Raw genomic sequence first — 12,130 nt, forward strand, 5'->3', positions numbered from 1 at the left:
CGTGTGGGGCTTTCTTGTGGCGGCTTTCAAGCGTTAAGTCCTTCAAGGCTAAGCCCTTCAAGACAGCCAGTCCTTCAAGCCGTACCCTTCAGCCCTTGAGCTGCTCCGGGTCGCGACGCTCGACGGCATAGGGCAGCGCGCTGCGCTCAAGCTGGGTGCTATCTTCTAATGCCAATGCGATCTCTTCATCGCGCAGGCTGATCACGGCCAGCAGCTCCAGACGACCCTGCTCATCATGGGCTGCCTGCAGCACTTCGCCGAGGGACTTGCCGTCGGGGCTTGTGACCTTGCTGCCCACCGCTGGCAAGTCGGCCGGCTGCGTTGTCGTCAGGCGTTGCAGGCGCTTCTTGACTTGGCCGCGGAAGTGGGCACGAGCCACGACTTCCTGTCCGGTGTAGCAGCCCTTCTTGAAGCTGATCGCGGCTAGGGCTTCCAGATTGAGCATCTGCGGCAGCCAGCTGTCTGTCTGCGCGGAGGTGACCCATTGCAGGCCGGCGCGGATATCTTCCAGACGCCAGCGGGTTCCGTCGCTGGTGGCCACATCGCGTGCGAAAAGCGCTGTCGCGAGGTCTGCCAAGGCGGCATGCGGGCCGACCAGTATCGCGCGTGGGGTATTGCCTGACGGCTGGCGCGCCAGCGCGCAGGTCTGCGGTTCTTCTTCCTCGCTCGACGGCAGGGGCGGCTGGAGGACCGAGCGCATGGCTAAGTCATGCTCGGCCAGCGCAGGTGCCGCGAGGGCGTCGGCACAGGCCGCCAGAGTCTGCCCACCGAGCAGGCCGAGCACGCTCAGCTCACTCGACACCTCCAGCGTCACCTTGTAGAAGGGCGCGAACTTGGCCAGATGGGCGCGCAGCGGTTCGGCGGTGCCAGCCGGCATCACCAGCCACAGGCGCTCTTCGCTGACGCGCAGCAGCTGGGCCATGGCCAGAATGCGTCCCTTCGGGGTGCAGAAGGTCGTCAGCGGTGCCAGCTCGCCATCGACCAGGCTCAGCTGCTGTGAGGTCTGTCCCTGCAGAAAGCGTTCGCCATCCTTGCCGCAGACCTCGAGTACCTCGAAATTGCCCAGCGGGGTCAGTACATCTTCGGCCAAGGCACGGTCGGCCAGGTCAGCGAGTGGCATGGAGGCGTCGGCTGGCTCACCCAGCGTCAGGCGGCCGTCCTCGCCGAGCTGGTAGCCGTGGTCTTGCATCAGGGTCTTCAAGGGATTCATCTACCACCATCCTGTTGCGAAGGAGTGAACTGCCGGTGGCGCACTGGCAACCATGCGGCATGTCGGATGCCCGCATTGTCACGCGCCAGCTGGCGGCTGTCAGCCCCTTGTGCCCCAAGTGGCAGTAAAAGAGCGGGCAAATCAGTGTTCCCGTCCTGCCAGGCGTTTCTGCGGCTTGGCTCGCGCCGAGGTCGAGGCGCGCTGAATGTCAGGCAACCGTGCTATTCTTGACGGCTGCAATGCGCCGCGGCGCTCCCCTTTTTTACTGCATGACAGGAATGACACGATGGCCAGCTTTTCTCTTACTCTGATCGGCGTCGAGAGCGTCAAGGACGTCAACAAGGTCACCACGGCGCTGATGATGATGGATGGCGTCAAGGAAGCCGAGGTCGGACGTGGCTTTGCCGAAGTCGACGGTCAGGTGCGTTATGACGCGGTGGTCAAGACGGTCGAGAAGGCCGGTTACAAGGTCAAGTGACCGCAGTGCGGTGAGGCGGCAAGCAGGCAACGTCTCATGAGCGGGATCACGGACAGATCAGCGACAGGGAGGTGACGAATGAGCATCGAGGTAATCAGCCGTCGGTCAGGCAGCTTCGTGCAGCGGGTACAGGTCGCAAGCTTTGATGAGTTGCTGGTCGATGTGCCGGCGGTGGTCGGTGGCGACGAGAGCGCTCCGGACCCGCATGACTATTTCGATCTGTCGCTGGGGGCCTGCAAGTCGATCACCGTGCAGATGTACGCCCTGCGCAAAGGCTTGCCGCTGGCGGGAATCATCACCACGGTGGATCGGGACGACAGCGACGAGCGGCGTGGCAGCAACAGCGAATATCGCCTCACTGTCAGCATGCAGTTCCTGGCCGGGGAGGGCCATGAGCTGGACGACGAGACGCGCGCTCGCCTGATCGAGATCTCCGAGCGTTGCCCCATCCATCGCCTGATGACCAGCACCCGGGTCTCGGTGACCAGTCGAGAAGCGCCCGCGAGCGATTGATGCCGCCGGGCAATCATCTGCCTGTCGTCAGTTGAAGACCCGACTGACTGCCACCATTGAGAGCGCATGAGCAAACCATTTCGCATCAATTCCAAGTTTCAGCCGGCCGGTGACCAACCGGCGGCCATCGAGAAGCTGATCACCGGCCTGGACGCGGGCCTGGCGCATCAGACCCTTCTGGGCGTGACCGGCTCCGGCAAGACCTTCACGGTGGCCAACATCGTGGAGCGCCTGCAGCGTCCGGCCATCGTCATGGCCCCCAACAAGACGCTGGCGGCGCAGCTATACGGTGAGTTCAAGTCGTTCTTCCCCGACAACGCCGTCGAATATTTCGTCTCCTATTACGATTACTATCAGCCAGAAGCCTACGTCGCCTCCTCGGATACCTTCATCGAGAAGGACGCCTCGATCAACGACCACATCGAGCAGATGCGTCTGTCGGCGACCAAGGCGTTGCTGGAGCGCCGCGATGCGATCATCGTGGTCTCCGTCTCGGCGATCTACGGCCTGGGTGATCCTGATCAGTATCTGAAGATGCGTCTGCACTTCAATCGTGGCGAACAGATCGACCAGCGTGCTTTCCTCAGGCGTCTGGCTGAGTTGCAGTACACCCGCAATGACATGGATTTTCGGCGCGGTACCTACCGGGTACGTGGTGACGTGATCGATGTCTTCCCGGCGGACTCGGAAGAACAAGCCGTGCGTGTCGAGCTGTTTGATGACGAGATCGACTCCATCCGTCTGTTCGACCCGCTGACCGGCGAAGTGGCCGAGTCGGTGCCGCGCATGACCATCTATCCCAAGAGTCACTACGTGACGCCGCGCGAGACCATCGTCGCCGCGGTCGATCACATCAAGGAAGAGCTGGTCGAGCGCCTTGATTACCTGCGCAAGCACGACAAGCTGGTCGAGGCCCAGCGCCTGGAACAGCGCACCCTCTATGACATCGAGATGATGATGGAGCTGGGTTACTGCAACGGCATCGAGAACTACTCGCGCTATCTTTCGGGGCGTGATCCCGGCAATGCGCCGCCGACCTTCTTCGATTATCTGCCCAAGGACGCGCTGGTCTTCATCGACGAGTCCCACGTCAGCGTGCCCCAGGTCGGCGGCATGTATCGTGGTGACCGCTCGCGTAAGGAAACGTTGGTCGAATATGGCTTCCGTCTGCCGTCGGCTCTCGACAATCGTCCGATGAAATTCGAGGAGTGGGAGAGCATCCTGCCGCAGACCGTATTCGTCTCGGCGACGCCTGGCACTTACGAGGAAGAGCATGCCGGACAGGTGGTCGAGCAGGTAGTACGTCCTACGGGGCTGCTCGACCCTGTCATCGAGGTCCGTTCGGCCTCGACCCAGGTCGATGATGTACTCTCCGAGATCAAGGCGCGTACCCAGGTGGGTGAGCGCGTCCTGATTACCACGCTGACCAAGCGCATGTCGGAAGACTTGACCGAGTATCTGGGCGAGCACGACGTGCGGGTGCGTTATCTGCACTCCGATATCGATACCGTCGAGCGCGTCGAGATCATTCGTGACCTGCGTCTGGGCAAGTTCGATGTGCTGGTCGGCATCAACCTGCTGCGAGAGGGCCTCGATATTCCGGAGGTCTCGCTGGTGGCGATTCTGGATGCCGACAAGGAGGGGTTCCTGCGCTCGGAACGCTCCCTGATCCAGACCATCGGCCGCGCGGCGCGTAACGCCAACGGCAAGGCCATCCTGTACGGGGATCGCATCACCGATTCCATGCAGCGGGCCATCGCCGAGACCGAACGGCGTCGCGAGAAGCAGATGGCCTTCAATGAAGAGCACGGCATCACGCCGCGCACCATCACCAAGTCGGTGGCGGATATCATGGAAGGCGCCCAAGCACCGGGACGCAAGAGCAGCCGTCGCAAGGGCAGCGAGCGTCAGGTGGCGGAAGAGACGCCGGACTACGCTGCGCTGGCGGCCGAAGGTCCTCAGGCGCTCGAGAAGGAGATCAGCCGTCTCGAAGATGCCATGTTTGCCGCGGCCAAGAACCTCGAGTTCGAAGAGGCCGGTCGACTGCGCGACCAGATCAACGATGTCCGCAATCGCCTGATTGCGCTGGGCTGACGCTACTCTCCATCCCCCCAGCATTCACGTTGCTAAAGGTATGACCCTGCGCGCCCGACGATGTCACCCATCGTCGGGCGCGTGGCGTTCAGGGCTGGTGTGTGCCAGCCTGCAGGCACCCTAGCACCAGCGCGTGGCGGATATGTGTTGCGCAAGTGTCATCAGTAAGTTATCCCGTTATCTTGTTATTGCATCGCAGTTCATCTCATTGCAGTTCAGCGCATGGCTCAGGAACAGGCGGTTGCTCGGGGAGGGCGGCATCATGGCGTCTCTTACAACCTTGGGCGTAGCCGAGCAGGGGGCTGCGGTGCGTCTTGATGGTGCAAGGGGAGAGGGAAATCCTGTCATCCGCGTATTGGCATGTGCCAATGACTGGCTTCGATCAGGATTTCCGAGGATTGTCTGGCCACATTGGAAAGCGTGGTGCTTTTCGCTATTGGCAGGCTGCCGAGCTGCATTCATGAGCGCCCAAACGGTCACTTTACATGCGTATTCGCTGCTGCCAATAATGCTTTCAAGGCATTCCTGACGTGTCGACCCCCTGCCTGCAGGCTGGCAGCGGCGCACAAGGTCAGCGAATGACAGACACTGTCGCCAGCCTTTTCGGTCAGCCCTGCGCTGCCACCAGGCGTCAGTCAGGTCTGCCCGGCCGTAGTACAACAATAATCGGGAACAGGAATACTCATCATGATGCGCAGGTCTCTTCTCGCTCTCGGTATCGCCGCGGCGATGTCCACCCAGGCTCAGGCCGATATCACCATCGCCATGGCAGGCCCAGTCACGGGGCCGGTCGCCCAGTACGGTGACATGCAGTTCATCGGTGCCGAGATGGCCATCGAGCGGATCAATGCCGCCGGTGGCGTCGACGGCGAGATGCTCAAGGGCGTCAAATACGATGACGCCTGTGATCCCAAGCAGGCGGTGGCGGTGGCCAACCAGATCGTCAATGACGGTGTCCAGTACGTGATCGGGCACCTTTGCTCCAGCGCGACGCAGCCGGCCTCGGACATCTACGCCGAGGAAGGCGTGATGATGATTACGGCGGCGTCCACCAGCCCGACCATCACCGAGCAGGGCTATGAGCTGGTCTTCCGCACCATCGGCCTGGATTCCCTGCAGGGGCCGGTCGCCGGGCGCTATATCGCCGAGACGATCAAGCCCACGCACATGGCCGTGATCCACGACAAGCAGCAGTACGGGGAAGGCATCGCCACCGGCGTGCGCGACACCGTCGAGGAAGCAGGCATCGATGTGGTGCTGTTCGAGGGCATCACGGCAGGCGACAAGGATTTCTCGGCGCTGATCTCCAAGCTCAAGAAGGAGAACGTCGACTTCGTCTACTACGGCGGCTATCACCCGGAGCTGGGCCTCTTGCTGCGTCAGTCGCGTGAGCTGGGCTTTGATGCCCCCTTCATGGGCCCGGAAGGGGTCGGCAACCCGGACATTTCCAAGATCGCCGGTCAGGCCTCCGAAGGGCTTTACGTGACGCTGCCGCCGGCCTTCGAGACAGACCCGAAGAATGCCGATCTGGTCGCGGCCTTCAAGGACAAGGATCAGGACCCCTCCGGCCCGTTCGTCATGCCGGCCTACACCGCGGTGGAACTGATCGCCGATGGCATCAAGGGCGCGGACTCCACCGACCCGTATGATGTCGCCGAATATCTGCGCGCCAACAGCTTCGACACGCCCATCGGCAAGGTCGAATACGACGAGAAGGGCGATCTGAAGGACTTCAACTTCGTCGTCTACAACTGGCACGCCGACGGAACCAAGAGCGAAGCGGCACATTGATCATCGGCTGGCCTTCGCTCGTCTGAGCCCAGCCTTCGCCACGGCCATGTGACATCTCATCTGGTACTTCATTTGAGGAATCATGTGGCCGTGGTGGATCAACCCCGAGACGCTTCCCGTCATGCCACCTGGCATGGCGGGCTTCTCCGTTCGGTCGAGTCCACGGTGATGCAATATCGCCGTGCCTTCCCGTTGTCGCCGCGCATGCGGCATTTCCCTGACGGTCACCGGTCACAAGCCGAAGACAGTCGCGGCCAAGGGTCGTTTCAATGGAAGACATCCTCTACTTCCTGCAACAGGTCATCAATGGCCTGACCATCGGCAGTACCTATGCCTTGATCGCCATCGGCTACACGATGGTCTACGGCATCATCGGCATGATCAATTTCGCCCACGGCGAGATCTACATGATCGGCACCTACGTGACCTTCATCGTCATCGCGGCGCTGGGCATGCTGGGCATCGCCAACCCCTTCTTTCTGATGGCGGCCGCCTTGCTGGTGGCGGTGCTGGTGTCCTGCGCCTACGGCTTTGCCGTGGAGCGGGTGGCCTATCGCCCGGTACGTGGCTCCAAGCGTCTGATTGCGCTGATCTCGGCGATCGGCATGTCGATCTTCCTGCAGAACTATATGCGGCTGGCCCAAGGCTCGCGTGACATGGCGATCTCCAGCCTGATCCCGGGCGGTTGGGAGTTCGGGCTGGAAAGCTTCGCGGTCAATCTCTCCTATATGCAGGTGATCATCTTTAGCGTCACCCTGGTGTGCATGCTGCTGCTGTCGTCCTTCATCTCGCGCTCCCGCCTGGGGCGTGCCTGCCGTGCCTGCTCGCAGGATGCCGGCATGGCGCGTCTGCTGGGGATCAATACAGACATGATCATCTCGATGACCTTCGTGATCGGGGCGGCGCTTGCTGCCGTGGCGGGCCTGCTGCTCGGTATGTACTACGGCGTGGTCAATCCCTACATCGGCTTCCTGGCCGGCCTCAAGGCCTTCACGGCGGCGGTGCTGGGCGGTATCGGCAGTATCCCTGGCGCGATGCTGGGCGGGCTGCTGCTGGGGGTCGCGGAGGCATTGACCGGCGGTTATCTGTCTACTGAATACAAGGACGTGGTGGCCTTCGGACTGCTGATCCTGATTCTGCTATTCCGTCCCTCCGGGATTCTCGGCAAGCCCGAAGTGGAGAAGATCTGATGCCCAAGCTTGCGAAACAGACTCTGAAGAAAGCGGGCACCTCGCCTGCCGAGACGTTGCCGCCACAGCCGGCCTACCGGCGCCCTTGGTGGTCGGCACTCGCGGCCGCCGTGCTGACCCTCGTGCTGGGGGGCTCGGTGCTGGGTGTGCAGCTCGAATCCACCGGCATCACCACCACGGTGCGGTTGATGGGCATGGATACCTGGGGCTGGTTGCTGGCCGCGGCACTGGCCGTCTTCCTGCATCAGCTGGTACGTCCGCAGATCGAGGAATGGCGTGCGCGCACCCGTAAACCCTCACGTTTCAGCATCCCTGATGTGATGAGCGGCCAGAAGCGTCAGCTGTGGATCATGCTGGCCATCGGCGCGCTGCTGATCTTCCCGTTCCTCTCCAACCGCTCGGCGGTGGATCTCGCCACCCTGACGCTGATCTATATCATGCTGGGCCTGGGGCTCAACGTGGTGGTGGGGCTCGCTGGGCTGCTGGATCTCGGCTACGTGGGCTTCTATGCCGTCGGGGCCTATACCTATGCGCTGCTCAACAGCTATCTGGGCTTCAGCTTCTGGGAGGCATTGCCCATTGCCGGGTTGATGACGGCGCTGTTCGGCTATCTGCTCGGCTTCCCGGTACTGCGATTGCGCGGGGATTACCTGGCCATCGTGACGCTGGGCTTCGGCGAGATCATCCGCATCCTGCTCAACAACTGGACCGAGCTGACCGGCGGCCCGAATGGCATCGCGCGCATTCCCAAGCCGACCTTGTTCAACCTCGAGTTCTCGCGGCGGGCCGATGAGGGCAACATTGCCTTCCATGAGTACTTCGGCATCGACTACGACCCGGCCCTCAAGGTGATCTACCTGTATCTGCTGGCCTTGATCCTGGTGCTGATCACGCTGTTCGTGATCTACCGCTTGCTGCGCATGCCCATCGGGCGGGCGTGGGAGGCACTGCGCGAGGATGATATTGCCTGTCGCTCGTTGGGCATGAATCCCACCGGCATCAAGCTTTCGGCCTTCACGATCGGTGCGAGCTTCGCGGGCTTCGCCGGTGCCTTCTTCGCCGCACGTCAGGGCTTCATCAGTCCCGAGTCCTTCACCTTCATCGAGTCGGCGATCATTCTGGCCATCGTGGTGCTGGGCGGAATGGGCTCGCAGCTGGGTGTGATACTGGCCGCGATCGCCATGACCTTGTTGCCGGAGCTGGCACGCGAATTCAATGAATATCGCATGCTGCTCTTCGGACTGATGATGGTGTTGATGATGGTCTGGCGTCCCCAGGGCCTGGTCCCGCTCAAACGACCGCACATGGAGCTCGACCGTGGCTGACATACATGACAAGCAGGTCCGCGACAGGCAAGACCTCGAAAAAGCAGCACCGGTTGCCTCTGCGCGTCGTCAGGCGCGCGTCGAGGGTGGGGCGCCATTGCTGGATGTGCGCGATCTCACCATGCAGTTCGGTGGCCTCAAGGCCGTGGACGGTGTGACGCTGCAGGTGCATCCGGGCGAGGTGGTGTCGGTCATCGGGCCGAATGGTGCGGGTAAGACCACCGTCTTCAACTGCATCTCCGGCTTCTATCAGCCCACCGGCGGCGAGGTGTATTTCCAGAACCGCGCCATGCATCGCCTGCCGGGCTATCGCATCGCCCAGGCCGGCATGGTACGCACCTTCCAGAACGTGCGGCTGTTCAAGGAGATGACCGTCATCGAGAACCTGCTGGTGGCGCAGCACATGCATGCCGAGCGCAATCTTCTCAAGGGACTGTTCAAGACGCCGGGCTATCGACGCAGTGAAAAGACGCTGATGCAACATGCCGGAGACTGGCTGGAACGAGTCGGTCTGCTCGACTTCGCCAACCGCGAGGCCGGCAATCTGGCCTATGGCCAGCAGCGTCGACTCGAGATTGCGCGCTGCATGGTCGCCAAGCCGCGGCTGCTGATGCTGGACGAGCCGGCGGCGGGCCTCAATCCCAACGAGACGCGTGATCTGGATGATCTGATCGTCAGTCTGACTCGCGATGAGGGCATCTCGGTGCTGTTGATCGAGCATGACATGAGTCTGGTGATGGGTATCTCGGACCACATCTACGTGGTCAATCAGGGCCAGCCGCTGGCAGATGGCAGTCCGGAGGACATCCGGCGCAATGACGCCGTGATCAAGGCCTATCTGGGGGAGGAGTGATCATGAGTGAGCATGTCGAAGACGTGACGCCCGAGGCCACGCTTGCCGGTGAGGAGCTTGCGCCCCAGGAGGCCATGCTGGCCCTCGAGCATCTGACCACCCATTACGGGCCGGTGCAGGCGCTCAATGATGTCTCGCTGGCTGTCGGCCAGGGCGAGATCGTGACGCTGATCGGTGCCAACGGCGCCGGCAAGACGACACTTCTGATGTCGATCTGTGGCGACCCGCGTCCGACCAGCGGGCGGGTGTGGTTCGAGGGCGAGGAGATCACCGGCACGCCCACGGCGCGCGTGATGCGTGGTGGGCTGTCGGTGGTGCCGGAAGGTCGCCGCATCTTCACCGGCATGACGGTGGAGGAAAATCTGGCTATGGGCGGTTATTACCAGAGCAAGGAGGAAAACGAGCGCAGCATCGAGCATGTACTGGGGCTTTTCCCGCGTCTCAAGGAGCGCTTCCAGCAGCGCGGCGGCACCATGTCCGGCGGGGAGCAGCAGATGCTGGCCATCGGGCGCGCCCTGATGAGTCGGCCGCGGCTATTGTTGCTCGATGAGCCATCGCTGGGGCTGGCGCCTATCGTGATTGGGCAGATCTTCGAGATTGTCGAGCAGTTGCGTGAGCAGGGCACCACCATCTTCCTGGTGGAGCAGAACGCCCATCGTGCCTTGTCGATCGCCGATCGCGGTTACGTGCTGGAGCATGGTCGAGTGGTATTGGCGGATAGCGGCAAAGCACTGCTGGCCAATGACGATGTACGCCGCGCCTATCTCGGAGGCTGATCGCTCGGAGGTCGATCGACTGCCAGCCCTCGCCAAGACTTTCCGAGGGATGGCAGTGGTCCGGTTCATCAAACTAAGACGCCGCCCCCGGTACTGAATCGTCAGTGTCTGGGGCGGCGTCTTCTGTTGCGCTCGAGATGAGGATGAGGTGGAAGGAGGGGTAAGAGAGGTAAAAGGCTGACTCGGTCAGTGGTGTGCTTAACGCACCAGACCTTTGACAGGTTTTGTTATAGGCTCTGCGCCAGCCTCTGTGTCAGTGCCCTGCGTGAACAGAGGTCAGGCAGAGAGCGATTCGGGAAACTCTTCGGGCATGTAGGCGACACCGTCATGAATGCGGTAATGATCAGTGGGGCCTGAGGCCTGGCAACTGTTGACGCATGCCTGACTGGCGGGCAGCTGGCGCAGGGGATAGCGCACGCCGGCTTGGCACAGTTCAAGCATCTTCTTGAGCGCGCTGCGCTCACAGTAGCCGCACAGGCACTCGAGGGCGTTGTCGAGGCAGTCTTCTTCGCTCATGCCAGCACCGTAGATGCGATTGTCATCACAGACGACGAATCCGAGAGCGCCGAGGGATGTAGCGGGTGTTGTCATGTCTGCTGCCGTGTCAGGTATTGCACTGAGAATGTTGTCAGCCATGATGAACCTCATTGTGATGGGGTATTCCGGCTTCTCCGAGCCAGTCGCTAGCTTGTCTGTCCATGACCCTCTCTGGTCATGCCTCACCCCAGAGTAGACGGCGGTCGTTAAAGTGCCATGCAAATCTGTTTGACGTGTCATGGATGAATTGATGCTGCGTCAGAAATGTGACAGCTGGGTGACATTCACATGACTAGCCCGGCCTTCTACCTGGCGGCCTTAGAGCTGCTGGCAATGAAGCGACTGGCGGTAACGTGTGTTGAGCGCCAGCAATATCGCGACACTCTCGGCATCGAAGACTCCGCTGATCGCCCCCGGGCGAAAATGTGCCTGGAACGCGGCAATCGCCAATTCGGGACGTGCGGCGTCCACCGGATAGCCGTAGTGCGCGAGCGCCGTGAGCAGAACTTCTTGTGATGGGAGCCCCTCGCTTGCCAACTGACGCTGGAAGCACAGCACGTCAGAGCTGCGCGGCCAGGCGCCGATGCCGGCGTCATGCAGGCGTTGCCAGGGGAAGCGCGGGCCGGGGTCGGTCTTGCGCTCAGGGGCGATGTCAGAATGCCCGACGACATCCACCGCCTTGATGCCATGGCGTGCGATGATGGGCTTGAGCAGCGCGATCAATGCAGTGATCTGCTCCTCGCTCCACGGTGCGAAGTCACGCGAGGAGGACCAGCGTCTGGCGACCGCCGCCCTGGTATCTTCCTGCTCGCCTGCCTGCAGTGGCACCAGTGCCAGAGGCCCGGCATTAACGATCTCGATGCCGATGGAGGTGTCATTGAGGTTGCTGCGCTCACCCCAATGGCTGACGCCGGCATGCCAGGCACGGCGCGCTTCCGACACCAGCGGATAGACTCGCGGCAGACCAGTTTCGGGCATTGGTGCCGACAACAGATAATGCGCGCTGACCTGAGGGCCAGTCAGGCTGACCAGGGAGCCGCGCAGATCATCATCGGTGTAGTGCAGCACCAGATGGCGAATCCGCGAATTGCTCTGGCCCTGGGGAGAAGATTTCACCCAGTCGAAGGCATCGCTTTCGTCACCTGCGCTAGAACCTGGCTGGGTGCCACAGCCTGCCAGCAACACAGTGAGCGCGGCAGCGGCCAGCGGGAGCAGACGTCGCGAGCAGGGACGTGGTGAACAGGAGCGTAGCGTCATTGAGCGATCATCGTGGCTGGAGAAGGGGGCTGCATGACAAGACGTTACCGCAACGGGACGGCGGCAGTCGCCTTGCGATGCACGCGACTGCCGGCAGCGAAGCAGG

11 protein-coding genes are annotated in these 12,130 nt (G+C 61.9%); 8 read left to right on the top strand and 3 right to left on the bottom strand.

All coding sequences use genetic code 11. The annotated features are described in order from the left end of the window. Nucleotides 1-88 precede the first annotated feature (88 nt). Nucleotides 89-1,210, bottom strand: a complete 1,122-nt coding sequence (locus QD208_RS03890) for a folate-binding protein (RefSeq protein ID WP_279835766.1) — start codon at nt 1,208-1,210, stop codon at nt 89-91. A gap of 286 nt (nt 1,211-1,496) precedes the next feature. Between QD208_RS03890 and QD208_RS03895 the strand changes: the two genes are divergently transcribed. The 8 genes from QD208_RS03895 (at nt 1,497) to QD208_RS03930 (ending at nt 10,230) form a co-directional block, all read left to right on the top strand. Beyond that, on the top strand, nt 1,497-1,688 hold the full coding sequence (locus QD208_RS03895; RefSeq protein WP_043336892.1) for a hypothetical protein: 192 nt from the start codon (nt 1,497-1,499) through the stop codon (nt 1,686-1,688). A 78-nt stretch (nt 1,689-1,766) separates the two neighbouring features. Beyond that, nucleotides 1,767-2,201, top strand: a complete 435-nt coding sequence (locus QD208_RS03900; RefSeq protein WP_279835768.1) for an OsmC family protein — start codon at nt 1,767-1,769, stop codon at nt 2,199-2,201. A gap of 66 nt (nt 2,202-2,267) precedes the next feature. Continuing rightward, entirely contained in the window at nt 2,268-4,295 is a 2,028-nt protein-coding gene (uvrB, locus tag QD208_RS03905; protein ID WP_043336887.1) for an excinuclease ABC subunit UvrB, read from the top strand. A gap of 687 nt (nt 4,296-4,982) precedes the next feature. Further along, the gene (locus QD208_RS03910) at nt 4,983-6,086 is read left to right on the top strand and encodes a branched-chain amino acid ABC transporter substrate-binding protein (RefSeq protein ID WP_043336885.1); all 1,104 of its coding nucleotides are present in this window, start codon (nt 4,983-4,985) and stop codon (nt 6,084-6,086) included. Nucleotides 6,087-6,355: 269 nt separating this feature from the next. Next, complete coding sequence (gene livH / locus QD208_RS03915; RefSeq protein WP_043336883.1) at nt 6,356-7,276, top strand: high-affinity branched-chain amino acid ABC transporter permease LivH; 921 nt, start codon at nt 6,356-6,358, stop codon at nt 7,274-7,276. Further along, nucleotides 7,276-8,601: a high-affinity branched-chain amino acid ABC transporter permease LivM gene (livM, locus tag QD208_RS03920; protein ID WP_084589644.1), complete on the top strand. Its 1,326-nt coding sequence runs from the start codon at nt 7,276-7,278 to the stop codon at nt 8,599-8,601. Before livH ends, livM begins: the two co-directional genes overlap by 1 nt. Before the next feature lie 97 nt (nt 8,602-8,698). Continuing rightward, entirely contained in the window at nt 8,699-9,454 is a 756-nt protein-coding gene (livG, locus tag QD208_RS03925) for a high-affinity branched-chain amino acid ABC transporter ATP-binding protein LivG (RefSeq protein ID WP_043336900.1), read from the top strand. A gap of 74 nt (nt 9,455-9,528) precedes the next feature. Further along, complete coding sequence (locus QD208_RS03930; protein ID WP_043336899.1) at nt 9,529-10,230, top strand: ABC transporter ATP-binding protein; 702 nt, start codon at nt 9,529-9,531, stop codon at nt 10,228-10,230. A gap of 276 nt (nt 10,231-10,506) precedes the next feature. Here the strand turns inward: QD208_RS03930 and QD208_RS03935 are convergent, their stop codons facing one another. Then, nucleotides 10,507-10,866, bottom strand: coding sequence for a hypothetical protein (locus QD208_RS03935; protein ID WP_279835774.1), 360 nt, complete (start codon nt 10,864-10,866; stop codon nt 10,507-10,509). Between the two features lie 219 nt (nt 10,867-11,085). After that, nucleotides 11,086-12,024: an N-acetylmuramoyl-L-alanine amidase gene (locus QD208_RS03940; protein ID WP_052384890.1), complete on the bottom strand. Its 939-nt coding sequence runs from the start codon at nt 12,022-12,024 to the stop codon at nt 11,086-11,088. Between the last annotated feature and the right edge of the window lie 106 nt (nt 12,025-12,130).

Source organism: Cobetia sp. 29-18-1 (assembly GCF_029846405.1).
Taxonomy (GTDB): Bacteria; Pseudomonadota; Gammaproteobacteria; order Pseudomonadales; family Halomonadaceae; genus Cobetia; species Cobetia amphilecti.

Excerpts from the sequence above, each read along its gene's own strand:
- QD208_RS03890 (WP_279835766.1), bottom strand. The coding sequence starts at position 1,210 with ATGAATCCCTTGAAGACCCTGATGCAAGACCACGGCTACCAGCTCGGC.
- QD208_RS03895 (WP_043336892.1), top strand. The coding sequence starts at position 1,497 with ATGGCCAGCTTTTCTCTTACTCTGATCGGCGTCGAGAGCGTCAAGGAC.
- QD208_RS03900 (WP_279835768.1), top strand. The coding sequence starts at position 1,767 with ATGAGCATCGAGGTAATCAGCCGTCGGTCAGGCAGCTTCGTGCAGCGG.
- uvrB (WP_043336887.1), top strand. The coding sequence starts at position 2,268 with ATGAGCAAACCATTTCGCATCAATTCCAAGTTTCAGCCGGCCGGTGAC.
- QD208_RS03910 (WP_043336885.1), top strand. The coding sequence starts at position 4,983 with ATGATGCGCAGGTCTCTTCTCGCTCTCGGTATCGCCGCGGCGATGTCC.
- livH (WP_043336883.1), top strand. The coding sequence starts at position 6,356 with ATGGAAGACATCCTCTACTTCCTGCAACAGGTCATCAATGGCCTGACC.
- livM (WP_084589644.1), top strand. The coding sequence starts at position 7,276 with ATGCCCAAGCTTGCGAAACAGACTCTGAAGAAAGCGGGCACCTCGCCT.
- QD208_RS03930 (WP_043336899.1), top strand. The coding sequence starts at position 9,529 with ATGCTGGCCCTCGAGCATCTGACCACCCATTACGGGCCGGTGCAGGCG.
- QD208_RS03935 (WP_279835774.1), bottom strand. The coding sequence starts at position 10,866 with ATGGCTGACAACATTCTCAGTGCAATACCTGACACGGCAGCAGACATG.
- QD208_RS03940 (WP_052384890.1), bottom strand. The coding sequence starts at position 12,024 with ATGACGCTACGCTCCTGTTCACCACGTCCCTGCTCGCGACGTCTGCTC.